The sequence below is a fragment of the Sporosarcina sp. FSL K6-1540 genome (assembly GCF_038620285.1).
GTDB classification, from domain to species: domain Bacteria; phylum Bacillota; class Bacilli; order Bacillales_A; family Planococcaceae; genus Sporosarcina; species Sporosarcina psychrophila.
Window position 1 is genome coordinate 3004356 of the sequence record NZ_CP152018.1, and the last position, 24639, is coordinate 3028994.

General features: G+C 39.8%; 24 protein-coding genes, 1 pseudogene and 1 riboswitch. Of the genes and pseudogenes, 23 read left to right on the top strand and 2 right to left on the bottom strand.

Annotated features, from left to right (window positions below; translation table 11 throughout):
- The first annotated feature begins 105 nt into the window (after window positions 1-105).
- The 7 genes from MKY15_RS14230 to MKY15_RS14260 all read left to right on the top strand — a co-directional run bounded on the left by MKY15_RS14230 (window position 106) and on the right by MKY15_RS14260 (window position 6944).
- Window positions 106-744, top strand: coding sequence for a class I SAM-dependent methyltransferase (locus MKY15_RS14230; protein ID WP_187047166.1), 639 nt, complete (start codon window positions 106-108; stop codon window positions 742-744).
- Between the two features lie 12 nt (window positions 745-756).
- Window positions 757-1227: an S-ribosylhomocysteine lyase gene (locus tag MKY15_RS14235; protein ID WP_187047167.1), complete on the top strand. Its 471-nt coding sequence runs from the start codon at window positions 757-759 to the stop codon at window positions 1225-1227.
- Window positions 1227-2159 carry a cysteine synthase family protein gene (locus MKY15_RS14240; RefSeq protein WP_187047168.1) on the top strand — a complete coding sequence of 311 codons (933 nt, stop codon included), beginning with the start codon at window positions 1227-1229 and terminating at the stop codon, window positions 2157-2159. Before MKY15_RS14235 ends, MKY15_RS14240 begins: the two co-directional genes overlap by 1 nt.
- 3 nt (window positions 2160-2162) lie before the next feature.
- Window positions 2163-3296 (top strand): bifunctional cystathionine gamma-lyase/homocysteine desulfhydrase, encoded by a 1134-nt coding sequence (locus MKY15_RS14245; protein ID WP_342537824.1) that lies wholly within the window; start codon window positions 2163-2165, stop codon window positions 3294-3296.
- 158 nt (window positions 3297-3454) lie between these two features.
- On the top strand, window positions 3455-5194 hold the full coding sequence (locus MKY15_RS14250) for a methyl-accepting chemotaxis protein (RefSeq protein WP_342537825.1): 1740 nt from the start codon (window positions 3455-3457) through the stop codon (window positions 5192-5194).
- 68 nt (window positions 5195-5262) lie between these two features.
- Window positions 5263-5706: an OsmC family protein gene (locus MKY15_RS14255; protein WP_187047171.1), complete on the top strand. Its 444-nt coding sequence runs from the start codon at window positions 5263-5265 to the stop codon at window positions 5704-5706.
- A gap of 137 nt (window positions 5707-5843) precedes the next feature.
- Window positions 5844-6944, top strand: coding sequence for a DUF2087 domain-containing protein (locus MKY15_RS14260; RefSeq protein ID WP_187047172.1), 1101 nt, complete (start codon window positions 5844-5846; stop codon window positions 6942-6944).
- Between the two features lie 468 nt (window positions 6945-7412).
- On the opposite strand, the gene MKY15_RS14265 is transcribed toward MKY15_RS14260, so the two are convergent.
- Window positions 7413-7970 carry a GbsR/MarR family transcriptional regulator gene (locus MKY15_RS14265; protein ID WP_187047173.1) on the bottom strand — a complete coding sequence of 186 codons (558 nt, stop codon included), beginning with the start codon at window positions 7968-7970 and terminating at the stop codon, window positions 7413-7415.
- Between the two features lie 218 nt (window positions 7971-8188).
- Here MKY15_RS14265 and MKY15_RS14270 point away from each other — a divergent pair, with 218 nt between their 5' ends.
- The 15 genes and pseudogenes from MKY15_RS14270 to lepB all read left to right on the top strand — a co-directional run bounded on the left by MKY15_RS14270 (window position 8189) and on the right by lepB (window position 21442).
- Window positions 8189-9451: a glycine betaine/L-proline ABC transporter ATP-binding protein gene (locus MKY15_RS14270; RefSeq protein WP_342537827.1), complete on the top strand. Its 1263-nt coding sequence runs from the start codon at window positions 8189-8191 to the stop codon at window positions 9449-9451.
- A complete protein-coding gene (locus MKY15_RS14275; protein ID WP_067207181.1) occupies window positions 9444-10295 on the top strand; it encodes a proline/glycine betaine ABC transporter permease in 852 nt (283 codons plus the stop codon). Before MKY15_RS14270 ends, MKY15_RS14275 begins: the two co-directional genes overlap by 8 nt.
- Window positions 10292-11191, top strand: coding sequence for a glycine betaine ABC transporter substrate-binding protein (locus tag MKY15_RS14280; protein WP_342537828.1), 900 nt, complete (start codon window positions 10292-10294; stop codon window positions 11189-11191). The genes MKY15_RS14275 and MKY15_RS14280 overlap by 4 nt, the downstream gene beginning before the upstream one ends.
- Window positions 11192-11554: 363 nt before the next feature.
- Window positions 11555-12454 (top strand): glycine betaine ABC transporter substrate-binding protein, encoded by a 900-nt coding sequence (locus MKY15_RS14285; RefSeq protein WP_342537829.1) that lies wholly within the window; start codon window positions 11555-11557, stop codon window positions 12452-12454.
- Between the two features lie 215 nt (window positions 12455-12669).
- Window positions 12670-12817: riboswitch (FMN riboswitch) on the top strand.
- Window positions 12818-12894: 77 nt separating this feature from the next.
- Window positions 12895-13958 (top strand): annotated as a pseudogene (ribD, locus tag MKY15_RS14290) (bifunctional diaminohydroxyphosphoribosylaminopyrimidine deaminase/5-amino-6-(5-phosphoribosylamino)uracil reductase RibD).
- A gap of 6 nt (window positions 13959-13964) precedes the next feature.
- The gene (gene ribE, locus MKY15_RS14295; protein WP_067207188.1) at window positions 13965-14615 is read left to right on the top strand and encodes a riboflavin synthase; all 651 of its coding nucleotides are present in this window, start codon (window positions 13965-13967) and stop codon (window positions 14613-14615) included.
- Between the two features lie 13 nt (window positions 14616-14628).
- A complete protein-coding gene (locus MKY15_RS14300; protein WP_342537830.1) occupies window positions 14629-15822 on the top strand; it encodes a bifunctional 3,4-dihydroxy-2-butanone-4-phosphate synthase/GTP cyclohydrolase II in 1194 nt (397 codons plus the stop codon).
- Between the two features lie 12 nt (window positions 15823-15834).
- On the top strand, window positions 15835-16299 hold the full coding sequence (ribE, locus tag MKY15_RS14305; RefSeq protein WP_067207194.1) for a 6,7-dimethyl-8-ribityllumazine synthase: 465 nt from the start codon (window positions 15835-15837) through the stop codon (window positions 16297-16299).
- Window positions 16300-16547: 248 nt separating this feature from the next.
- Window positions 16548-17387: an amino acid ABC transporter substrate-binding protein gene (locus MKY15_RS14310; protein ID WP_342537831.1), complete on the top strand. Its 840-nt coding sequence runs from the start codon at window positions 16548-16550 to the stop codon at window positions 17385-17387.
- Complete coding sequence (locus MKY15_RS14315; protein ID WP_067207199.1) at window positions 17374-18075, top strand: amino acid ABC transporter permease; 702 nt, start codon at window positions 17374-17376, stop codon at window positions 18073-18075. Before MKY15_RS14310 ends, MKY15_RS14315 begins: the two co-directional genes overlap by 14 nt.
- A 35-nt stretch (window positions 18076-18110) precedes the next feature.
- The gene (locus MKY15_RS14320) at window positions 18111-18845 is read left to right on the top strand and encodes an amino acid ABC transporter ATP-binding protein (RefSeq protein WP_067207201.1); all 735 of its coding nucleotides are present in this window, start codon (window positions 18111-18113) and stop codon (window positions 18843-18845) included.
- A 127-nt stretch (window positions 18846-18972) separates the two neighbouring features.
- On the top strand, window positions 18973-19320 hold the full coding sequence (locus MKY15_RS14325; RefSeq protein WP_067207202.1) for an ASCH domain-containing protein: 348 nt from the start codon (window positions 18973-18975) through the stop codon (window positions 19318-19320).
- Between the two features lie 8 nt (window positions 19321-19328).
- The gene (locus tag MKY15_RS14330) at window positions 19329-19772 is read left to right on the top strand and encodes a hypothetical protein (RefSeq protein ID WP_067207205.1); all 444 of its coding nucleotides are present in this window, start codon (window positions 19329-19331) and stop codon (window positions 19770-19772) included.
- A 375-nt stretch (window positions 19773-20147) separates the two neighbouring features.
- The gene (locus tag MKY15_RS14335) at window positions 20148-20657 is read left to right on the top strand and encodes an RNA polymerase sigma factor (protein WP_342537832.1); all 510 of its coding nucleotides are present in this window, start codon (window positions 20148-20150) and stop codon (window positions 20655-20657) included.
- Window positions 20654-21442, top strand: coding sequence for a signal peptidase I (gene lepB, locus MKY15_RS14340; RefSeq protein ID WP_342537833.1), 789 nt, complete (start codon window positions 20654-20656; stop codon window positions 21440-21442). The genes MKY15_RS14335 and lepB overlap by 4 nt, the downstream gene beginning before the upstream one ends.
- Window positions 21443-21562: 120 nt before the next feature.
- On the opposite strand, the gene MKY15_RS14345 is transcribed toward lepB, so the two are convergent.
- Window positions 21563-22552: a YpdA family putative bacillithiol disulfide reductase gene (locus MKY15_RS14345; protein ID WP_342537834.1), complete on the bottom strand. Its 990-nt coding sequence runs from the start codon at window positions 22550-22552 to the stop codon at window positions 21563-21565.
- Between the two features lie 822 nt (window positions 22553-23374).
- On the opposite strand from MKY15_RS14345, the gene MKY15_RS14350 reads away from it, so the two are divergent.
- Entirely contained in the window at window positions 23375-24364 is a 990-nt protein-coding gene (locus MKY15_RS14350) for a S66 peptidase family protein (protein WP_342539761.1), read from the top strand.
- Window positions 24365-24639: the final 275 nt, after the last annotated feature.

Genomic DNA, 24639 nt, shown 5'->3' on the forward strand with positions numbered 1-24639 from the left:
TTTTTTTATTGGCATTTCTAGATGGGGTGTGGTATAAATATTGATATTACGCCTATACCGTAGTAAACTACTCGGAATAATATACTTGAAAAAAGGAGTTTTATTATGGGACGCGAATTCATCGATATTTTTGATGAGTGGATTCACTTGTATGACGCATCAGTTGCTGGGGAGGATCCTGAATACCGTGATGTATTTGAAGGCTATGACGAGATTCTAAATGCTGTCGCAAGCAAAGTTATTGGAACTATTCTTGAATTCGGTACAGGGACGGGAAATCTGACAGCAAAATTAATAGATGCCGGTCATCAAGTGATTGGCATTGAACCGAACACTGCGATGCGGCGATTAACGGCGGAGCGATTTCCTTCAATTGAGGTCAAAGACGGGGATTTAATTGATTTTGAAACTGATGGTATAACAATTGATTCAATCGCAAGTTCATATGTATTTCATCATTTAACAGATGAAGAAAAAGGAATTGCGCTGAAGAAGTATGCACAGTTGTTACCGATAAATGGAAAAGTCGTCTTTGCCGATACCATTTTTATAACGGAAGATGCAAAGCAGGCTCAGATAGATAAGGAGCGGGCAAGAAATTTTCATAATGTTGCAGACGATTTAGAACGTGAGTATTACACAGTACTGCCCGTATTGTTGAAACTATTTCTAGAAGCCGGATTCGAAGTGACGTTTAAACAATTGAACGATTTTGTCTGGCTAATGGACGCGACTAAAAAATAAGGGGAGACTACGATGAAAAAGTTGAATGTTGAAAGTTTTAACTTAGATCATACGAAAGTTGCGGCACCGTACGTGCGTTTAGCAGGGACGAAACAGGGAAGTCATGGTGATGAAGTGTATAAGTACGATTTACGTTTCACACAACCTAACAAACAGTTTATGAAAATGGACGCACTACATTCCATCGAGCATTTAATGGCGGAGAACATTCGTAATCATTCTGATAAAGTTGTGGATCTTAGTCCGATGGGTTGCCAAACCGGCTTTTATCTATCTGTTATTAATCATGATGATTACGAAGATATTCTAGTCATTTTAGAAAATACTCTGCGAGATGTACTCGTAGCGACGGAAGTGCCAGCGTGTAACGAAGTGCAATGTGGGTGGGCCGCAAACCATAGTTTGGAAGGTGCCAAAGAGTTAGCGAGAAGTATGCTTGCGAAAAAAGATGAATGGCGCCACGTGTACGAAGAGGAAGTGTAATGAAAGTTTACGGCAGTGTACAAGAATTAGTTGGAAACACGCCGGTTGTTGAGATTAGTCGTATTCATATTCCAAATAATTGTCGGATATTCGCGAAGCTAGAGTATCTAAATCCAGGGGGAAGCGTAAAGGATCGACTCGGATTAACACTCATTGAGGATGCAGAGCAATCGGGAAGCTTGTTGCCAGGTGGAACAATTATTGAAGCGACGGCGGGAAATACGGGTATCGGCTTGGCTCTTGCAGCGATTGGGAAAGGCTATCATGTGATATTTGTCGTTCCAGAAAAGTTTAGTTTAGAAAAACAAACACTTATGCGTGCACTTGGTGCTGGAATCATCAATACACCAACCGAACTAGGCATGAGAGGTGCGATTGAGAAAGCGAGGGAGCTTGTTTTACAAACACCCGGTGCTTTTACACCATCACAGTTTTCAAATCCCGCAAATCCGGCGACGTATATGAAAACACTTGGACCCGAATTATGGCGTGATTTAGATGGGGAAATCGACGTTTTTGTTGCGGGAGCGGGGTCTGGTGGTACATTTATGGGGACCTCGCAGTTTTTGAAAGAACGCAACCCGGGTGTGAAAACAGTTGTCGTGGAACCTGAAGGCTCTATACTCAACGGTGGAGCAGCAGGATCTCATGTAACAGAAGGAATTGGAATGGAGTTTTTACCAGACTACATGGACCCAACGTATTTTGATGCCATTCATACAGTTAGCGATGAGGACGCGTTCATGCAATTGCGTTCATTGGCGAAAAATGAGGGGTTGCTCGTTGGAAGTTCTTCTGGCGCTGCATTCTATGGTTCTTTACGTGAAGCTGAAATTGCGAAAGCGGGAAGCCATATCGTTACCATTTTTCCTGATTCAAGTGAGCGTTATTTAAGTCAGAACATCTATGATCTATTTAAAGGGAGAGAATAATTCATGCGTGCAAAAACGAAATTAATCCACGGCGGTATTGTTGGAGATGCAACGACAGGTGCTGTTTCCACACCAATATATCAAGTAAGTACGTACAAGCAACAGTCAGTTGGTCAATTTAACGGGTATGAATATTCACGTACAGGTAACCCAACTCGTCATGCGCTAGAAGTATTAATTAGCGATTTAGAAGGCGGAAAAGCGGGCTTTGCTTTTGGCTCCGGAATGGCAGCGATTAGTTCGGTTATGATGTTATTTAGTAAAGGTGACCATATTGTTCTAACAGACGATGTATATGGTGGAACATACCGTGTCATTACGAAAGTATTAAATCGCTTTGGCATCTCGGCAACATTCGTTGATTCTAGTGATATCACGAAAGTGGATGAAGCAATTAAAGAAAATACAAAGGCGATTTTCTTGGAATCCCCAACGAATCCACTGTTAAAAATAACGGATATTGAAGCTGTTACTAAGCTTGCAAAAGAAAAGGGATTGCTCGCAATTGTCGACAATACGTTTATGACCCCATATTTTCAACAACCAATCGCTCAAGGCGCAGATATTGTATTGCATAGTGCGACGAAATATATCGGAGGTCATAGTGACGTCGTAGCAGGGCTTGTCGTGGTAGCAACAGAGAAACTTGCAGAGGATTTACATTTCATTCAAAACTCGGTGGGCGCTATTCTTGGGCCACAGGATTCATGGTTATTGATTCGCGGTATAAAAACGCTCGGACTTCGTATGGAAGAGCATAATGTGAATGCGCAGAAAATCGCGGAGTTTTTAGATGGACACGCGGCAGTGGGGAAAGTGTATTATCCGGGACTTAAATCACATCCGGGCCGAGAATTGATGACAAGGCAAGCGACCGGCTTCGGTGGTATGATTTCGTTCGATGTTGGAAGCGAAAAGAAAGCCGATGAGTTGCTTGCGAAATTGCGTTACTTTACGCTTGCGGAAAGTTTAGGAGCAGTTGAAAGCTTGATTTCTATACCTGCACGCATGACACATGCGTCAATTCCGCGTGAACGCAGATTGCAACTGGGGATTACAGATGGTCTTGTACGCATTTCGGTAGGAATTGAAGATGTGGAAGATTTACTTGAAGACTTGGCAAAAGCGTTAGCATAACAGTACGAAAAGCTATTCGCATTCATCGTGAATAGCTTTTTTTCGTTCATATAAAAAAGACATTCAAAATTCTATACAGAAAATTTACACACTCTTTACAGGAAATTTACACGTATATGAGAAAATTGAGTATAAATTCCTGTGAGGTGGTTATTAAATTGAGTCGATTGGCACAAGAAGTCGTTAAGAAGATAAGATTTGGAAAAGTAAACTGGACGAATGTATCTTCTAGAGTTACCAACATCACATTTAAAACTCGATTACTTTTCGCAATTCTAACAATCCTGCTAATATCCACGGTTACAATAGGATTCACAGCATATGAAAAAATGACGAAAAGCACTATTGAACTCGTCTCTTCCCATTTGGAACGAGAGGTGACAATTGTCAATGATCTAGCGAAAACATTGATGTTGATACATATCGGGAATAAGGAAAATTTTATGTCTGCTCTTGAAGAGGTTGTTAAGAGGCAGCATGTATCCTTAACTCAAGATGGTTATAATGCAACGATGTTTTACTCAAAAGATGATCAACTGATTCCCTTTGCGGTTAGTAAAAATACGAATCTGAGTTTGTCCAATCAAATTGTGGAGAAAATCAAACAAGACAGTAAAGGTATTTTACATGAAACAATCCAAGGAAATCCGCATACTATCAGCTATTATCGTGTTCAAGAGTTAGGCGGGGAATTTGTTATTGTCGTTCCGGACAGTGATTATTTGGCGGATACGAAAGAAATGGGAACCCAAATTTTGATATCGATCCTAATTGCGTTAATCATCGCATTGTTACTGATTGCGCCGACGATTCACCGAATGACGAAACCGATAATTGTATTGCAACAAAAAATGCGCATGGTCAGGGAAGGGGATTTAGGAGTCGATTTGGCGATTCAATCTTCTACACCTGAATTCCAATCGCTCATTAAAAGCTTCAAGATGATGATTGAAAGTATGTCCTATATGCTCGTGGAAATAAAAAACACTAGTATACAACTAGCACAGACTGGAAGTCATTTAAACGTCAGCTCAACTGCGCTGCTGACAAAAAATGATTATTTGAATGCTCAGGTTTCAGAGTTGGAGACGATTGCTGCAGAGACGGTTTCTGTATCAGCAACACAGCAGCAAGCCTTCCAGCAGATGAAAGTTCAAATGGCTACGTTGTTTAATGAAATGGAAGATGTTTTTCATGAGTCAACGATTACAAAACAAGTCGTGAAAACAGGAGAGACTTCGACAATCGAGGCAGCAAAAATGATGAGAATCTTCTTCCGAAGTATGGAAAGTGTCATTCAAACGATTGATGACTTACATGAAAAGTTCATGTCCGTTTCTAGTGTAGTTAGCACCATTGATAGCATTACTGACCAAACGCGTATGCTTGCATTAAATGCGAAAATCGAAGCAACTAGAGCTGGAAAAGCAGGAGCAGGATTCTTAGTGGTAGCAAATGAGGTCCAACGATTAGCGGAGCAATCGGCTAACGCTACAGGAGAAATTAAAGGTACTATTTTACAAATGGAACAATCCGTTGATAGGACTACTTTGAATATAGAAGAGATGCAAGTAGATGCAATAAATTTTGAAAGTATTACACAAGAAAATAGTGGGAATTTCAAGGCCGCTGCAGATCAAATCAAGGTATTGGATCGAAGGTTATTTGTTATGAAAGATCACTTGAACTCGTTGGAAAGCGGACTACCGTTATTGGAGGCATCTACGAAACAAGTAGAAAATGTTTCCGAAAAAAATAAAAGTAATGCAGCTCAAATGATGCGCGCATTTCAGGAACAATTTGAAGCGATGCAAGCTGTTGAAAAAACGGGGTCAGAGTTATCTTCTCTTTCCAATAAACTGTTGGTTAACGCCAATCAATTCACTACTTCAATTTGATTTACTGAATCGACGGATAGTAACCTGTATAATGAAAGAAACAAAATAGTCAAAGGGGGACTTTTCTTATGGCACAACATCACTTCCATTTAAAAGCTGACTGGCCAGGTTTACGGAATGATATAGGAACAATCGATGCGGGAAATTTAAAGACGGAGATTTCAATTCCACCCGAAATGGACGGGCCGGGAATTGGTACAAATCCGGATGAAATGCTGCTAGGTGCAGCGGCAACATGTTATATTATTACACTTGCGGCTATGATGGAGCGAAGTAAATTGGAGAAAGTCGCCTTGACGATGGAGTCAGTTGGTGTTGTCGATGTAACGAACGGTGTCATTACATATAAAAAGATTATTCATAAACCAGAAATCGTATTGAAAAAGGACGCAACTGAAAAGGATGAAGCACTGGCACACAAGCTTGCGGAAAAAGCTGAAACGTCCTGTATGATTAGTCGTGCTATCAAAGGAAATGTAGAAATTGAGTTAGATACAACTGTAATAAAATAGAATGCTAAGATGTTCAAAAACCGTGCTCTATGGAGTGCGGTTTTTTTTATACAGAAAAATAAGATTGTATTTAACGTAGATGAAGTGTATATTTGTTTATATAAAAACGGTGTGGAGAGAAAGGTGTTTATGTTTAAATGGATATGTCACTAGATTACCCGGTAGAAGTTATGGAAAAGGGATACATCGAAGAGAATCGTTATTATCGCTGTTTATTATGTGGTGAAGAAGTTGAAAAAGGGATCATTTATCCTGTAGGAGATGTACTTTTCACAGATTGGCGTTATATGGAACACCATATTGAAAGGACGCATGGCAGTGTTTTTGAACGATTACTCTCAGGTGGTAAGGAACAGACGGGGCTGTCCGACCAACAGTCGAAATTGCTTTCTTTGATTTACGCAGGAAATTCAGATAAAGAAATTCAACAGGAACTGAAAATCGGAAGCATGTCGACGATTCGTAATCATCGTTTTTCATTACGCAAAAAAGAAAAACAAGCAAAAACACTGCTGGCTCTCATGAATTTAGTGAAACGGCAACAAGAAATCGTAACAGATGAACCGAATATAGATAAGCCGAATGAGAAATCATTTGAACCTTCAACAGAATTAGCGCGCTATTTCTCTGAGGAGGATGGGCGTTTGAAAACACTACGTATGAAAGAGCAAGAAAAAAATCGCCTGTTAGCAGAAATTGCGTTGCTCTTCAAACCGAATAAAGTGTATTCAGAAGGTGAAGTCAATGCAATTTTGGTGACGATCTTCGAAGATTATATGCTGTTACGGCGGGAGATGGTCGACCGTGATGTGTTAACGCGTAATGCTGAAGGAAGTGCATATCGCCTTGTGCAAAGTCTAGAAAAAGGAGATGTCGATGAAATGGATTTTAAAAAAGAAATGAAATTGAAGGCGAAAGAAGATAAACCGAGTTATGGAATATTTCAAATCAAGAATGTAAAGAACGGGAAGCTTTTTGTAAATTCGACACCGAATTTCAAAACATTGAACGGATTAAAATTCATGTTAACTACCGGTGGGCATAAAAATAAAGAACTACAAACCGATTGGGATGAACATGGAAAAGACAATTTTGAAATTGAAATACTTGAAACGATAGATGAAAAGGATTGGCAGGGGATTAGTAAAAGTAAAATCCTTGAGAAGCAGTTGGATAAGTGGGTAGAAGAGTTACAGCCATATGGGGAAAAAGGATACAATCGTATTAAAAAAATGTGATAGACAGTTAAGAAGACACGTCTGTTGATTAACCATTTATTTGTATAAAACACTGTTGAGTAAGGCTTGGGAAATCCATTTTGACTGGAACATTTCGAGCACTCTAGTACCCTGTACAATTTGTTCCTAGCTTACTTTTAGCAGAGATTATGCATCTATCCATGTGATGTCTTATAGAAAGTGACACTTCTTTAAAATAAATAAGAAAAAACCATATAGAAATTATCAGCCGCCAAAATTACATCTTTGGCGGCTTTTATCCAGGTAGACAATCGTCTATTCTTTTGTCCCAAAAAGCTTTAGCACTTCGTGTACTAATGTATTCAGATATCCCGGTAATCTTATAGAAGTCATTCAATTCAAAGCAATCTAAAGTAAATCATACACGTAGCGCGCCCATAGTGTGATCAAGTTATTTACTGGCCGTCTTTTTCATGTCTACCAAGGCGCCTTCCGCTTTTCTTGTGTTCACTTATTTGGCGTATCCTGTTCAGGCTTTTTAATTGGCACGAGATTAAAAATATCATGATCTTCAAAAGCATCAACAAGACGATCAAGCCAATCGTAATAATCTCGTAGGTATAGTAATTTTTCAATATCTATAGTTACTTCTTCTCTCAATTCATCATCTATCGCGGGATCGTTCACAAGTCCTTCCAGTTCAGCCAAAGATCTTCTTATTGCAGCTGAATGAAAGGAAACAGATCTTCTCCACTTTATTGAAAATAGGTCGATAAAGCTTTGATACCAATCATCCTTCACTTGATAAAGGTCTTTTCGGACCCCTCTTTTCCAAGCACGTTCCACTAACTTCAAATCGGATAGTGCTCTGACAGATGTGCTCATGCTCGTTTTGCTCATCCCGAGTTCTTCTGTCATGTCATCCAATGTTAACGGCTCATTATGAAAAAACATCGTGCCATACTGTCTTCCAGCAGAAGGTGTAAGACCATAAAGATGTATATTTTGTGCGATGGATTCAATAATCCGCTCACGAGCTTTTTCAAGTTTTTCATTACCGTTCATACAACGTCTTCCCTCCACTATAACCGGCATTTATTAACCGATCCAGCTCATTTCTTATAGCGTATTATATCCTATCTTAAAAAGCAATTCGTAGCAATAAAAGTTCGTACAGTTTTTTCTGTACAAACCATTTAAATTGAGAAAACGGTTGTAATGCAAAAAAAAGACAGCTATACTAGAAGACATTCGTCAGTTTTTAAAATATAAGGAGTGTATGTATGAGTGATCAGATTGCCAGTAAGAAAATCGAAGTGATAAACACCACAAAGATTTTCGGTAAAAATGCGAAGCGGGCTTCCCAGCTTCTAAAAGAAGGAAAAACAAAAGGTGAGATTTTGAAAGCGACCGGCGCAACAGTCGGGGTTAAAAATGCATCATTCGATGTGTATGATGGTGAAATATTCGTCATTATGGGATTGTCAGGTAGCGGAAAATCAACGCTTGTTAGATTACTGAATAGGCTGATTGACCCAACAATGGGCAATATCCTGCTAGACGGTGAGGACATCGTCGGGATGAATAAAGAACAACTCCGTAATGTAAGGCGTAAGAAAATTGGAATGGTATTTCAAAACTTCGCACTCTTTCCCCACAAGACGATTCTTGAAAACGCGGAATATGGCTTAGAAATCCAAGGAGTAGCGAAGGCAGAACGTCAAGTCAAAGCGAAAGAATCCTTAGGACTAGTCGGACTTGCAGGATATGAAGATCAATTCCCTAGCCAGTTGAGCGGAGGCATGCAACAGCGTGTTGGTTTAGCGAGAGCGCTAGCTAATGGACCAGATATTTTGCTGATGGACGAAGCATTCAGTGCGCTTGATCCGTTAATCCGCAAAGATATGCAAGACGAATTATTGCAACTTCATAATGATATGGGGAAAACAATTATTTTTATTACGCATGACTTAGATGAGGCACTACGTATAGGCGACCGCATTGCATTGATGAAAGACGGGGAAATTGTTCAAGTGGGTACGCCCGAAGAGATATTGATGAGTCCGTCAAATGAATATGTAGAACGCTTTGTTGAAGATGTGGATCTATCTAAAGTATTGACAGCGGGACATATTATGAAAAAAGCAGAGACAGTTCAAATCGACCGTGGAGCGAGAGTAGCTCTTCGAATGATGAAACAACTTGGGATATCTTCAATTTACGTTGTCGATAAAGCAAAGCGTCTTTTAGGTGCGGTCACGGCTCAAGATGCGAGTTCGGCTATTGAAACAGGGAAGACACTTGAAGAAATAATGATTACCGACCTTCCGATGATTCTTCTGGATACCGTACTAATCGATCTGTTCGATATCGTATCGACAGCGGTTATTCCGGTTGCTGTCGTTGATGAAAATAACAAGCTTCAGGGAATTATTATTCGTGGTGCATTGATTGGTGCATTATCAGGTGATAATCAGTTTATCAATAATAACGGAACTTTCGATTCCGATGAACAAACGGATACGGAGGCGAAGATAAATGGATAAATATTTACCTCGTTTGCCATTTGCGGAGTGGATTGACAATGGAGTCGATTGGCTCGTACTTACTTTCGGTACAGTGTTTGACGGAATTTCAGATTTTCTCAAAGGAATAGTTGAAGGATCAGTGGAATTGCTCGATATCGTGCCATCTATTTTACTTGCCGTGTTATTTGCCTTGCTTGCGTGGTTCGTATCTACTCGCCGCATTGCCATATTTACATTGTTCGGCTTGCTGTTCATCGATTACTTGGGCTATTGGTACCCGATGCTGCAAATGCTAGCGCTCGTACTCACCTCTGTATTCTTCGCGCTGATTATCGGTATTCCAGTCGGTATTTGGGGATCACAACAAGCGACAGCAAGAAAAATTATCAATCCCTTATTGGATTTGATGCAAACCATGCCGGCATTCGTTTATTTATTGCCAGCTATATTCTTCTTTAACATCGGGGTCGTCCCAGGTGTTGTGGCATCTGTTATCTTCTCAATGCCGCCAACAATTCGTTTGACAATGCTTGGAATTGAACAAGTTCCGAAAGATTTAATCGAAGCGACAGAAGCATTTGGTTCTACAACTTGGCAGAGATTGAGCAAAGTACAAATTCCGCTTGCAAAACCGACAATTATGGCGGGTGTCAATCAAAGTATTATGCTTTCCCTATCGATGGTCGTTATTGCATCGATGGTTGGTGCGCCAGGGCTTGGTGAAGAAGTTTACCGAGCTGTTACACAACTGAAAACGGGTGTCGGTTTTGAAACCGGATTGTCCATCGTTATCGTAGCAATCATTTTAGATCGCATCACGCAACACGCAGGAAAGAAAAAACAAGGGGGAACTAAACTATGAAATTAACAAAAAAAGTATTAGGACTTGGAGCGGTTGCACTGCTTGCAGTCGGACTTGCTGCATGTGGCAGTGACAAGAATGAAGCAGACGGAGACTCCACGAAAACAGTTGGTGAATCAGTAGACTATAAGATTACAGGTATCGATCCAGGTGCAGGTATCATGGAAGCTACTGAAAAAGTGCTTACAGAATATGACCTTACAGATTGGGATCTTACAACAGGTTCAAGTGCGGCAATGACAGCTTCACTGAAAAAAGCCTATGACAAAGAGCAACCGATTGTCGTTACAGGTTGGACACCACATTGGAAATTTGCGAAATACGATTTGAAATATCTTGAAGATCCAAAAGGTGTGTACGGTGGGGAAGAGCAGATCCGTACAATCGGAAGAATCGGATTAGCAGAAGATCTGCCAGAAGCACACCAAATCTTATCGAAGTTCAACTGGACTGAAGAGGATATGGGAGAAATAATGGTAGCTATTCAAGAAGGTGAAAAAGAAGACGCGGCAGCACAAAAATGGGTTGAAGCAAATGAAGAAAAAGTGGCTGTATGGACTGAAGGCGTTGAAAAAGTGGACGGCGACAAGATCAAACTTGCTTACGTTGCATGGGACAGTGAAATCGCTAGTCATAACGTCATGAAAATTGTTTTAGAAGATATGGGTTATAAAGTGACATTAACACAAGTTGAAGCAGGTCCATTATGGACTGCAGTTGCTGACGGTAGTGCAGATGCATCGCTTGCAGCTTGGATGCCATTAACACATAAAACATATGCTGATAAATTCGAAGGTAAATTCGAAGAGCTTGGCATCAATATGGAAGGTGTCAAAGTAGGTCTTGTTGTACCACAATATATGGACATCGATTCGATTGAAGACTTGAAGAAATAAACAACAGAATTCTACTTCTATTTAAACGTAAATCGTTTTTCTAATAGTACAAGACTTGCATTAGCTAGCGTAATAACTAGGACAATGAACCCGGAAGAACGCTGTAATATGCAGCGGTTTTCCGGGTTTTATTGAGTGTGATTCTTATGATATAAGCTTCGAACTGAGAATGCAGAATGAACAGTATCTACACAAATTGAACGGCAAAAAGGTAAGTGAACTGAAAACATTGTGAAGTATTGTGCTTTCCTATTCACGATAGTTATTGCTTCAATGGCTGTTACACAATTGGTACCGGATCGTAGCAATCATTTATTGCATCACGAAACGCGCAGGAAAGAAAAAACAAGGGGGAATTACACGATGAAATTATCAAAAAAAGTATTGGGACTTGGGGCAGTTGCTCTACTTGCAGTTGGACTTGCTGCATGTGGCAGTGACAAGAATGAAGCAGACGGAGACTCCACGAAAACAGTTGGCGAATCAGTAGACTATAAGATTACGGGTATCGATCCAGGTGCAGGAATTATGGAGGCGACTGAAAAAGCGCTGGTAGAATATGAACTTAAAGATTGGAAGTTGACAACAGGTTCAGGCGCAGCTATGACAGCTTCACTAAAAAAAGCATATGACAAAGAACAGCCAATCATCATAACGGGCTGGACACCACATTGGAAATTCATGAAATTCGATTTGAAATACCTTGAAGATCCAAAAGGTGTGTATGGTGGAGAAGAACAAATCCGTACAATCGGGAGAATTGGTCTGCAAGAAGATTTACCAGAAGCACATAAAATCCTATCACAGTTCAAATGGACTGAGGAAGATATGGGAGAAGTTATGGTAGCGATACAAGAAGGTGAAAAAGAAGAAATAGCGGCACGAAACTGGATCGATGCAAACGAAGAGTTAGTGGCAGAATGGACAAATGGTGTGGAGAAGGTGGACGGCGATAAAATTAAACTGGCTTATGCAGCATGGGACAGCGAAATCGCAAGCCATAACGTCATGAAACTTGTTCTGGAAGAAATGGGCTTTAAGGTTACATTGACACAAGTTGAATTAGGCCCGCTATGGACTGCGGTAGCTGACGGTAGTGCAGATGCATCACTTGCAGCTTGGTTGCCAATTACAGCTAAAACATACGCTGATAAATTCGAAGGTAAATTCGAAGAACTTGGCGTCAATATGGAAGGCGTTAAGATTGGTTTAGTGGTACCGAAGTATATGGACATCGATTCAATTGAAGACTTAAAGAAATAAATAATAGAATTTCAGTGTTATTTAAGCGCGAGCAATAGGATAATGAACCCGGAAGAACGCTGTAATATGCAGCGGTTTCCCGGGTTTATTATATGTTGCAAATGCAATGGTATTCTTATTTCATCATACATAGAAGACTCAGTTTTGTTCAATCAGACTGAGTCTTTTTTGATTTTATGGCAGCAGTATGATAACTTTAAGTCGGCACGTATAAACAAACTCTTCGGGGCAAGGTGAAATTCCTTACCGGCGGTGATCGAGCATAGCTCGTCAGTCCGTGACCCGTCCTTCCTTGCTTGGAAGGCGGTGGAGCTGGTGAAATTCCGGCACCGACAGTTATAGTCTGGATGGGAGAAGTTGTTTGGATATACGTGCTGTGCTTGCAGGCTCTGCCCTTTCAAAAAACGAAAGGGGGAATGCCAATGGACCCTCAACATTATATGAGACTTGCTCTTGAATTGGCGCGTAGTGCATCAGAACAAACCTCGCCGAATCCACTTGTTGGTGCTGTTTGTGTGAAAGACGGCCGGATTTTAGGGACTGGTGCGCACTTGAAAGCTGAGACACCTCATGCTGAAGTGCATGCGCTGGCAATGGCAGGTGCGAATTCTATTGGTGCGGATCTATACGTGACACTGGAACCGTGTGCCCATACTGGGAAAACACCTTCGTGTACAGATCTCATTATTTCATCTGGAATTCAACGTGTTTTTGTTGCGTCTATCGATCCGAATCCCTCCGTCAATGGTGCGGGAATCGGGCTTCTTAAAGTTGCTGGGATTGAAGTCATTACCGGCATTTTACAGGAAGAGGCAGAGCAGTTAAACCAAGCATTTTTTCATTTCATCAGATACGGGAAACCATACGTTACCTTGAAAGCCACCGCAACTCTTAACGGTAGACTTTCAACGCAGAACGGGGACAGCAAATGGATTACTTCGGCTGCATCACGAACCGATGTCCATCACCTCCGCCATACCCATGATGCTATTTTGGTAGACGTACAAACCGTACTTCACGATAACCCTTTCCTCACCACCCGTTTGCCCCATGGTGGAAAGAACCCAATTCGAATTAATTTAGACCGGCATCTCAGGACGCCAAATCAGCGAATGTTGTTACAGACCGCGCTGTAGAAACAGTTATTTTTACACTCGATTCAACACATTCTGAAACTACTTTTTTTGAACATCCTTTAGTTTCAATTAAAAGGATTTCAGAAAACGTATCTTTTTTGAATGAAGTTTTAAAACGTTTTGCTGATAAAGAAATCATGACGTTGTTCGTTGAAAGCGGTAGCAAAGTTCATTCCAATTTCATCAATGAAGGTCTCGCAGATGAACTGTATTTGTATATGGCTTCGAAATTAATCGACAACGGTTCTTCATTGTTCATGAATGATACTTGGAACCTAATGGCAGAAAGCGAATCCCTGCGTTTTTTAGATGTGCGACAAATAGGAGACGATTTCAGCTTTCATGCCAGGTTTCTGAAGGAGGATTGACAGCAGTTGTTTACTGGAATTATTGAAGAAGTAGGAACAGTTTCAGCGGTTAGGCCAGCGGCGAATTCTTTGCAACTATCAATCCGTTGTAGCAAAGTGCTTAGCGATGTTAAAAAAGGCGATAGTCTGGCGGTGAATGGTGTCTGTTTGACGGTATCAGATTTCTCGAGCAATCATTTTACAGCTGATGTCATGCCTGAAACTGTTAAAGCGACAACGCTTCAAGCATTGCGTACGGGAAGTCCAGTTAACTTAGAACGTGCGATGGCGGCGAATGGTCGTTTCGGCGGACATATAGTCAGTGGACATGTCGATGGCACTGGCGAAATTGTTTCGGTTAGACAAAAAGAAAATGCAATCTATATGGAAATCAGTATCGCAACTAAATTATTGAAGTATTTTATCCCAAAAGGTTCAGTAACTGTGGATGGAACATCACTTACTGTATTTGGTGTGACGAGTATTGGTTTTATCATCTCATTAATTCCAGTCACGCAAGGTGACTCAATCATCGGCCGAAAACGGGCTGGGGATCGAGTGAACGTAGAATGCGATATGCTCGCGAAATATATAGAACGGCTAATAACTACAGACAAAGAGAATCCAACTGGCGGTTTAACAATGGATACCCTTATCGCCAGTGGATTCCTCAGTTAAGGGGGCAAAGCAGATGTACTCTACCGTAGAAAAAGCAATTGAAGAACTAAAAAAAGGAAAAGCAATTATTGTCGTTGACGACGAAGACCGAGAGAACGAAGGTGACTTTGTTGCACTTGGTGAATTCGCTACACCCGAAATGATTAACTTTATGGCGACGGAAGGCCGTGGATTGATTTGCGTGCCGATAGACGAAGAGAAATCGCGACAGCTTGAACTCGGACTTATGACAGAAAATAATAGTGATGTGCACGGAACTGCATTTACGATTAGCATTGATCATGCGGATTGTCATACTGGAATCTCTGCATTTGAACGGTCGGAAACAGTATTAAGGATGCTAGGGACTGAAGCAGGTCCAACAGACTTTAGAAGACCAGGACATATATTTCCGCTAATAGCGAAGTCTGGCGGCGTCCTAAAGCGCTCTGGTCATACAGAAGCTGCTGTAGACCTCGCGAAGCTCGCGGGAGCAGAACCAGTCGGCGTCATATGTGAAATTATGAACGTAGATGGGACAATGGCGAGAGGTCCACAGTTGAAAGAGATAGCTGAACGATTTGATCTTGTTATCTTAACAATTCAGGAACTAATTGCTTATCGTCGCATCAATGAAAAACTTGTTGAGCGCATTGTAGATATTAGTCTGCCAACAGATTTTGGAGATTTTAAAGCAGTCGCTTTCGTTGAAAAAGAAACAGGGAATGAACATATTGCTTTGGTAAAAGGTGATATCGAAGATGCTGAAAATGTACTCGTCCGCGTTCATTCGGAATGTTTGACAGGCGATGTCTTTGGCTCATGTCGATGTGATTGTGGTCCGCAACTTCAAGCTGCACTTGCACAGATTGAAAAAGCCGGAAGAGGCGTCTTACTCTATATGCGTCAGGAAGGTCGTGGAATAGGTCTCGTCAATAAAATGAAGGCCTACAAGCTGCAGGAAGAAGGATACGATACTGTTGAAGCCAATGAGAAATTAGGATTTCCAGATGACCTTCGAGATTACGGCATCGGTGCACAAATACTGCGGGATCTCGGTTTAACGTCGATTCATCTTCTGACGAACAACCCGCGTAAAATTGCTGGAATAGCAGGACACGGGTTAGAAATAACAGAGCGCATTCAAATCGAAACGCCTGTTAAAGTGGAGAACAAAATTTATATGGAAACAAAGAAAAATAAAATGGGACACTTATTGCATAATTGAGGGGGAATAATGATGAGAACAATTTATGAAGGACATTTAGTTGGAACAGGGCTTAAAGTTGGAATCGTGGTAGCAAGGTTCAATGAATTCATTACAGGAAAATTACTAAGCGGAGCGGAAGATGCATTGCTTCGTCACGGAGTAGCCGACAGTGATATCGCGGTTGCTTGGGTGCCAGGTGCCTATGAAATTCCGCTAATAGCGAAGAAGATGGCGGCTTCCGGTAAGTACGATGCAGTTATCACACTTGGTACAGTTATCCGCGGAGCAACACCGCATTTCGACTATGTATGTAATGAAGTGGCTAAAGGGGTCGCGGCCATCAATCTGCAGGAAGGCATCCCGGTTATTTTCGGTGTCTTGACAACAGACACGATTGAACAGGCAATTGAACGTGCGGGAACGAAAGCCGGCAATAAAGGATGGGATGCAGGGAATGCAGCGATTGAGATGGCGAATTTGTTGAAACAGATATAATCGTTGATAAATAGAAGGCACAGTTTTCGGTTATCCGGAAACTGTGCCTTTTTTAATATTTCAACACCCGCGTACATGTTAGTTAAGGAAATGTAGTAGTAGAGTGAATAATGTGGTTAGTTTTAGGGATTCCGAGGTATAAAGAATAAAGGAAAGGTTTTTTGAGGAAACTATTTTTTGACGAAGTGCATACAATGTTGTATGATGCTAATAACCAAGTAAGTTAATATGAATTAAGGAGAATGGGTATGAAGAAATTTAGTTTACGCGTAATTCTACTATTTACAGCAATCATTTTACTTGCTGCATGCGGAAACGCTAATAAAGGAAATACAAGTGGTAGTGAAGAGTCTAAAGGAAACGGTGATTCAGGAAAGAAAACTGAAGATTTACTTGTGAAAATACAGGATGAAGGCAAGTTAACAATCGGGACAGAAGGAACATATCCACCATTTACATTCCATGATGATAAAGGGGAACTTACAGGTTTTGACGTTGAAATCGCAAGAGAAATAGCGAAACGACTCGGGGTAGAGCCTGTATTTCTAGAAACGCAATGGGATGCGATTTTCGCAGGGCTTGACTCTAAACGGTTCGATATGATTGCAAACCAAGTAGGGATTCGTGAGGACCGTATTGAGAAATATGACTTTTCGGAACCGTACATTTCATCATCTGCAGTCCTCATTACAAATACTAGTAATAAAGATGTGACAAGCTTTGAAGATATTAAAGGGTTAAAGTCTGCGCAGTCGTTAACGAGTAACTATGCAGACACTGCAAGATCTTACGAGGCTGAAATTGTGGGTGTTGAAGGATTTAACCAAGCTATTGAGCTCATCAATTCCAAACGTGTAGATGTAACGATAAATGATAATTTATCTTTCTTAGACTTTATGAAGCATAAACCAGATGCACCTGTCCAAATTGTGGCGACAGCAGATGACGTTTCACAAAGTGGTTTAATGTTTAGAAAAGGTAATGAAACACTTGTTAACGAAGTAAATAAAGCACTAAATGCAATGATTGAAGACGGAACATACTTAAAAATCTCCGAGAAATGGTTTGGTGAAGATGTCCTTAACTAATATTTTAGCTAACCCAGAGAAAGTACAAAGACTTCTAGATATTGCCCTAACATCCCTTTGGCCATTGCTGGAGGGAGCTCTTTACTATACGCTTCCTTTAACGTTTCTTTCTTTTTTCTTTGGAATTATTCTTGCAGTATTAACTGCGTTAGGAAGAATATCAACAAGCAAGCCGCTACAAATTATCGCAAGAATTTATGTATCTGCAATTCGTGGAACGCCTTTACTCGTACAACTATTTATTTTGTTTTTCGGATTGCCAACGGTCGGAATAGTTATAGATCCATTTCCAGCCGCCGTCTTCGGATTTTCATTGAATGTAGGGGCGTATGCTTCAGAAGTGATTCGCGCAGCAATACAATCGATACCGAAGGGACAGTGGGAGGCAGCACATACGATTGGCATGAACTATACCCAAACGCTTAGGCGAATCATTTTGCCGCAAGCAACGAGAGTATCTATCCCGCCTTTATCGAATACATTTATTAGTCTTGTGAAAGATACATCGCTGGCATCGCTTATTTTAGTGACAGAAATGTTTAGAAGGGCTCAAGAAATCGCTTCTGCAAACTATGAGTTTTTATTACTTTATACTGAAGCGGCGATTATCTATTGGCTCATTTGTTTTATCCTTTCCTTAATTCAAGACAGAATCGAACATCGGCTGGATCGATATGTGGCTAAGTGATAAGTTGAAAAAACAACTGTTAGAAGGTGCAAACTATGATTTCAATAAAAGGCTTGTATAAAAAGTTCGGGGACCTTGAAGTGTTAAAGGGAATTGATTTGGAAGTGAATAAAGGGGAAGTTGTAGTTGTCATAGGTCCATCAGGCTCTGGTAAAACGACACTGCTTAGATGTTTGAATATACTGGAAGTCCCGACAGCCGGGACTATAACCCTTGATGGCCACGAAGCAGACTTTTCTAAACGTGTAGCAAAAAAAGAAATTGACTATTTTAGAAGTGAAACAGGTATGGTGTTTCAGAATTATAATTTGTTTCCTCATAAGACTGCTCTTGAAAATGTGATGGAAGGGCCAGTCATCGTAAAAAAAGAAGCTAAAGATGTAGCACGGAAAAAAGCTGAGAACTTGTTAAATAAGGTTGGATTAGGTGATAAGTTCGACTTCTATCCTTTTCAACTATCAGGGGGGCAGCAGCAGCGGGTAGGGATTGCAAGGGCGTTGGCATTGGAACCAAAAGTAATGCTGTTTGATGAGCCTACATCTGCGCTAGATCCTGAATTAGTCGGTGAAGTGCTGCAGGTCATGAAAGATCTTGCCAATGAAGGAATGACCATGGTTGTCGTTACACACGAAATGCGTTTTGCACAAGACGCAGCCGACGAAGTTATTTTTATAGATAATGGAAAAGTAGTTGAGCGAAATAAACCGAGCGAACTATTTACAAATCCAAAAGAAGAACGAACCCGACAGTTTTTGAACTTAATTTCATAACTAAAATATACGAAAAGATAGCCGATACGCTTGGTTATCTTTTTTGTCTCAGATCGAGAACCTCGCTAAAATTGTTAACAATAGTTATGATAGAGGAGATGTTATTTTATGAAATGAGGCGATTTACATGAGTGAACAATCAAATGTAGTACTACCTAAAAAAACATGTACGATTGAAAAGCTAGTTACGATACCCAAAGATGTTAAAAAAGTGCTGAATGGCGAAAAGACAGCTACTCGCCGTAATGGTGTTTATGCAGATCTTGGTGAAATTATGGTACTCGACGGTAAAGAGTTTAAAGTAGATACAATTTATTCACAGACGCTCGGCGAAATGACGGACGAACATGCACAACAAGAAGGTTACACAACGATGGAAGAATACAAACAATCTATTCTCGCGATGCATGATAAAATGCCATGGTTACCGGCGATGAGTGTTTGGGTGCATGAATATAGCCCAGTAGAGAAATGATGTTCTGAATGAATTCAGGAATCTATGGCGCGATTGTCTTTTTGCATGTTATCAGTGCTGTCCTTGCCATAGGTCCATTATTTCTATTGATGCCGATTATTAAGCGAGTGCGTGGCGTTGAAACGGACATTGAGCAAGTCTACTTGTCTATTATCAATGTCATCATTCGCTTGGTCATGCATGCAGGACATGTTCTCGTCTACACGGGTGTCCTTCTATTGGTATTTGGACCTTGGCCATGGTATACATCATGGGTAATCATGACGCTTGCTGTTTTGCTACTATCTGGAGTTTTCCTAGCAAGAGGATTTACGGTTGTGCTACGAAGATTTAAGAATCCAGATGCTGATAAAAATAAGATACTCGATCGTTTAAATGGTACTTCATGGCTCTATATCGGCCTTATGCTAATCATGCTCTGGCTCATGGTTCAAAAACCGATGCTTTGGTAGATAACCCGCGATACATAGGAAAAGACGTGCATCTAACTGGTGCATGTCTTTTTTGATATTTAATTCTACAAGCATTTTGCCATAGCTTATGGCAATTGATGAAACTGTCATGGCAAGTACACGAACTGTCATAGCAACCAATTAAAACTGTCAGTGTAAGCTTGGACTGTCATGGCAATCGATGAAACTGTAATGGCAAGTACGCGAACTGTCATGGCAACCATTAAAACTGTCAGTGTAAGCTTGAACTGTCATAGCAATCGTCAAAACTGTTGGGATGAGTCAACCTATAACTACTTGAAGGGAAAGCAGGCACATTATTTCATATTTTCGACTCCTTTTTGAAAGTAGTTCGTCTAGTAAGGGGGAGGGGCAGTGGAGCAAAGTCTAGAACAGCTTTATGTAGAATATAGTGATCGCATTTATCGATATATCTTTTTACAAGTCCGTCAGAAGGAGTTGGCGGAAGATCTGACCCAAGAAACTTTTTATAGAGCGTTCAAAAATATTCATACGTTCAATAAACAAGCTAGTATGTCGACATGGCTTTTGAAGATAGCTAGAAATGCTACGTATGATCATTTCAGGCGGAAAAGGATCATTCGATTTTTCAGTCTTGATAAAGAGGTAAGTGTGGATACAAGCAATCTTTCGCCGGAAGATGAATTACTGAAAAAAGATCTGAATACAAGGTTGTACAATGCACTAACTAGTTTGAAGCCAACCTATCGTGACGTCCTTATTTTACGGAAAATCAACGAAAGCTCGATCAAAGAAACAGCATATATCTTAGGGTGGACTGAGACAAAGGTGAAATCAACAATGGTGCGGGCATTTGCTGCGCTGAAAAAAGAAATGTACAGAATGGAGGGGGAGAACGGATGAATGACTTCGATGAATTTGATGGTGAGTTTAACGAGTTGAAGGATGTTGATAGACTAGAAACTGATCGAATGATTAGCTTGGAGAAAGTCATTGCTAAAAGTGGGAAAAAGAAATTTAACATGCTCTCACTAATTTTTTCTAGCTTTGCCATCTTTGCTGTTGGACTATTTTTAATGATGACGATTAAAGAGTATACATCTGAAGTTGAAAGTCAGAAAACAATCATTGATGATCAAACCGTCCCCGTAATTCCAATTGTCGAAGTAGAGTCAAATATGATCACTGTAGAATACGGAATAGATAATATGGACAAAGGAAATCGCGATTATGAAACAATAGGTACTGGAAAAAGAATTGTAGTAGAGCCGGGAGTCTCAGGATTTCAACGCGGGGACGTTATTTATTTTACAACACCGAAGTATTCAAATGGAAATCCAAATTTAAATCTAGCAGGAAATTATATATCAAGAGTTGTGGGCTTACCAGGTGAGAGAATTGAAATTAGAGAAGGTCAGGTATATATTGATGAAATGAAACTAGAGTCTTTTTATTCATTTCCAACCGTAAGAGGAATGAATAAGGAAAAGTATTTGGAAACAGTCGATTCTCAAAATTCCTCTATGACTGAAGAAGACTTTGAAGAAAGCATGGAAACCATTTTAGTACCAGAAGGCACAGTATTTGTCCTGGGGGACCAGTGGTGGAGAAGTATAGACAGCCGTCACTTCGGATCTTTATCATTAAGTCAAGTGGAAGGGAAAGTAATAGGATATGGAATTGAATAATAAAAAACGATACTAGATAGCCTATTATTCAGGGGATTAGACAGGGTTTAAATATAAATCATCTGTAATTGAAAAAAGCTCACCAAGTCACATTAATTGTGATTTGGTGAGCTTTTAACATCATAAGTTACTTTGAACATAGGACGGACGTTCTGCAATTTCATTTGCGATTTTCATGCCATGAAAGCGTCCGTCTTCAATGTAAACACGATTTGTAATGCCACCCGTTACAACGCCAGAAAGAAATACGTTCTTGACATTCGATTCATATGTCTCTTGATTAAAGGAAGGAACTAATGAAGAGAGGTCGGTTTGAATTCCAATGCTTTGAAGCAGTGAAATATTGGGTTGATAACCGATGAGGGAAAATACATAGTCATTTTGAAGTGTAACTGTTCCGTTAGAAGAGTTTATGCAAATGGTTGATTCATCGATAGTAGCAATACTGGAATTGGGATAAAAATCAATTTTTCCTTTTTTAAGAAGGTTACGCATATCTAATAATAACGATGGTTTTATGCCTTCTAAGACCGTTTCTCCACGATGCACAAGTGTAACCTTGGCCCCATTACGATAAAGATCAATAGCAGCTTCAATCGCCGAATTTTTACCACCAACTACTGTAACATGTTGTCCATAATAGAGATGACCTTCTTTATAATAATGAGATACCTTTGCTAAATTATCTCCGTCTACACCTAATTGTCTTGGCGTATCGAAAATTCCTGTTGCAATAACAATCATCTTCGCTTCGTAAGGAATGGTGTTGCCATTACGATCTTCTGTGTGGACAGTAAAGGATGCTGCATTCTTTGAAATAGAATTAACCTTTTGATAGCACTTAATATTAATTTCTTGTCTCTCAGTTACAAGACGATAATATTTTAATAGTTCAGTTCGATTTGGACGGACATCTTGAGATAGGAATGGAATGTTGCCGATTTCTAAGCGGTCAGAAGTACTATAGAAAGTCATGTGTAATGGACAGTTGACAATGGAATTGACAATCGCCTCTTTTTCAATAATCACATAAGAAAGTCCTTTTTCTTGTAGAGCAAGACCCGTTGATAAGCCACACGGACCACCGCCAATAATAACAACATCATACATACAATAAATATCCTCCTTAAAGTTTTACATAAACAATGGTTAAAAGCATTAATTTTTTAGGAATGTTGCATGCATGAATAATGCAACAATGCTGTATAAGCCTTGCCCGTTAGTATGCTCAGACGAGTGGGAAGAAATACTTAATTAATTGTATATAACTTGTTTTACGCACTGGAAAAGGAGTTCATATATTTTGCTAGCGAACTATCCTATAAGACCTTGCCTCATTCAGACATACCGAGCATGAAAAGTTTGCATGATTTAGGTGATACAGCAAGACTTCTATACGATTTTCATGCAATAACTGGACAATGGGAAGAAAGCAAAGCACAAAACGAGAAAAATCACCTTGATTTAGCAAAGGAATTAAAAACAGTGGAAGCTATGATTATATAGTGAATAAGTTGTAAGAAAATGGAAAATAAAAAAGGGGATAGTACTTGGAGTTTTCATAATAGGATCAAAAGAGGAGTTATTGAAAGTAGAAGAAAACAATAGCATTAGGGGTGATTGTAAGGGGAAGATAGTGTCTACAAAGCAACACAATAGCCATTTGAAATGATTTTTTATTCGACAAACAGAGCATCGTTATTAAAAATGAGGAGTTTCTGGGGCTCGACCTCTTCATATTGTTCACATGAAAGCATAGGTGAGTCGAAAATCGATTATTCTGAAATTCAATAGAAACTATTAAATAGATGGAGTATAATAACAAGTATTCGTGATTATAAGTCAAGATTTAAGTTGTATACTTCACTATTAAATTGAAAATTCTTAAGTTTTTTGGGCTATCTAAATTATGAAAAAAGGGGATAATTAATGATGAAACGATTAGAAAAGGGAGATACAATCGGTATATTCACACCATCTTCACCCGCAACTGTTACTGCGTTGCAACGGTTTGAACGTGCAAAAGCATTTTTAGAATCAAAAGGGTTTGTTATTGTAGAAGGTAAATTGACAGGACAGTCTGATGTTTATCGTTCTGGTTCACCTAAAGCACGCGCAGATGAACTAAATGAGCTATTAAGAAATCCGAATATAAAGATGATTATGTCCACAATTGGTGGCACGAACTCTAATAGCATGCTGCCATATATTGATTATGAAGCATTTAAGCAAAATCCAAAGCTAGTCGTTGGGTATTCTGATGCAACGGCTGTTTTACTCGCCCTTTATGCAAAAACAGGTATCTCAACATATTATGGACCTGCTTTAATACCTTCGTTCGGTGAATTTGAACCACTAGTAAATGATACTTATCAATATTTCGAACAATATTTTATGAAAGAGACAGAGCTACCTTATGAAGTGCCAATGTCTCCATTTTGGTCTGATGAGCCTGTGAACTGGTTAGAAAAAACGACAGAGAAAACGCTTTTTAATAATAAGTGGGTGACTGGACATAGTGGTGTTGCAGAAGGACGATTAATAGGTGGCAATGTGAATTCGATGTATGGATTTATTGGCTCTTCTTATTTCCCTACAATTAAACAAGGCGATATTTTATTAATTGAGGATTGTATGAAAAATGCCTCAATTGTTGAGAAGAATTTTGCAATGCTAAAAGTGCAAGGTTTTTTTGATAAAGTTGCTGGTATTATTTTAGGTAAACATGAACAGTATGATGATTTAGGTACTGGCAAGCAGCCATTGGACTTACTGATAGAGCAATTAGATGGGATGGATATTCCCATTTTAGCTGAGTTCGATACGTGCCACACCCATCCAATGCATCCATTAGCTATTGGCAAACGAGTGAAGTTAGATACAGGTGCCAAAAAAGTATTTTGCACGGAAAAATGGTTGTGAAATTTTCAGTATCTAAAACTTTTGTTTAACAGAAATAGAAATAATTTTTGACGATAAGCAATAACAACAAATTGATTATTGAAATGTTGAATTATGTAATTTGTTGTTTATTGCACCAAATGGACAGGTTAGTGGAAAAAAGTAAAAATGCTCAATAGTAAAAGGGCAAGATAGATCTGATGAAACAGGATAAACAAATAGATAGGTCGAGCAAGCTATTCGCATTTTTATATAGCGTTTTCATAGCAGCACCTTTCTATAGCATATCAGGCATT

Bases quoted from the DNA above. Each gene is read 5' to 3' on its own strand.
- MKY15_RS14275 (WP_067207181.1), top strand. From the start codon at position 9,444: ATGGATAAATATTTACCTCGTTTGCCATTTGCGGAGTGGATTGACAAT.
- MKY15_RS14320 (WP_067207201.1), top strand. From the start codon at position 18,111: ATGATTTCAATAAAAGGCTTGTATAAAAAGTTCGGGGACCTTGAAGTG.
- MKY15_RS14280 (WP_342537828.1), top strand. From the start codon at position 10,292: ATGAAATTAACAAAAAAAGTATTAGGACTTGGAGCGGTTGCACTGCTT.
- MKY15_RS14245 (WP_342537824.1), top strand. From the start codon at position 2,163: ATGCGTGCAAAAACGAAATTAATCCACGGCGGTATTGTTGGAGATGCA.
- MKY15_RS14230 (WP_187047166.1), top strand. From the start codon at position 106: ATGGGACGCGAATTCATCGATATTTTTGATGAGTGGATTCACTTGTAT.
- MKY15_RS14265 (WP_187047173.1), bottom strand. From the start codon at position 7,970: ATGAACGGTAATGAAAAACTTGAAAAAGCTCGTGAGCGGATTATTGAA.
- lepB (WP_342537833.1), top strand. From the start codon at position 20,654: ATGAATGACTTCGATGAATTTGATGGTGAGTTTAACGAGTTGAAGGAT.
- MKY15_RS14300 (WP_342537830.1), top strand. From the start codon at position 14,629: ATGTACTCTACCGTAGAAAAAGCAATTGAAGAACTAAAAAAAGGAAAA.
- MKY15_RS14240 (WP_187047168.1), top strand. From the start codon at position 1,227: ATGAAAGTTTACGGCAGTGTACAAGAATTAGTTGGAAACACGCCGGTT.
- MKY15_RS14285 (WP_342537829.1), top strand. From the start codon at position 11,555: ATGAAATTATCAAAAAAAGTATTGGGACTTGGGGCAGTTGCTCTACTT.
- MKY15_RS14345 (WP_342537834.1), bottom strand. From the start codon at position 22,552: ATGTATGATGTTGTTATTATTGGCGGTGGTCCGTGTGGCTTATCAACG.
- ribE (WP_067207194.1), top strand. From the start codon at position 15,835: ATGAGAACAATTTATGAAGGACATTTAGTTGGAACAGGGCTTAAAGTT.
- MKY15_RS14315 (WP_067207199.1), top strand. From the start codon at position 17,374: ATGTCCTTAACTAATATTTTAGCTAACCCAGAGAAAGTACAAAGACTT.
- MKY15_RS14330 (WP_067207205.1), top strand. From the start codon at position 19,329: ATGAATTCAGGAATCTATGGCGCGATTGTCTTTTTGCATGTTATCAGT.
- MKY15_RS14350 (WP_342539761.1), top strand. From the start codon at position 23,375: ATGAAACGATTAGAAAAGGGAGATACAATCGGTATATTCACACCATCT.
- MKY15_RS14325 (WP_067207202.1), top strand. From the start codon at position 18,973: ATGAGTGAACAATCAAATGTAGTACTACCTAAAAAAACATGTACGATT.
- MKY15_RS14255 (WP_187047171.1), top strand. From the start codon at position 5,263: ATGGCACAACATCACTTCCATTTAAAAGCTGACTGGCCAGGTTTACGG.
- MKY15_RS14270 (WP_342537827.1), top strand. From the start codon at position 8,189: ATGAGTGATCAGATTGCCAGTAAGAAAATCGAAGTGATAAACACCACA.
- MKY15_RS14235 (WP_187047167.1), top strand. From the start codon at position 757: ATGAAAAAGTTGAATGTTGAAAGTTTTAACTTAGATCATACGAAAGTT.
- MKY15_RS14310 (WP_342537831.1), top strand. From the start codon at position 16,548: ATGAAGAAATTTAGTTTACGCGTAATTCTACTATTTACAGCAATCATT.
- MKY15_RS14260 (WP_187047172.1), top strand. From the start codon at position 5,844: ATGGATATGTCACTAGATTACCCGGTAGAAGTTATGGAAAAGGGATAC.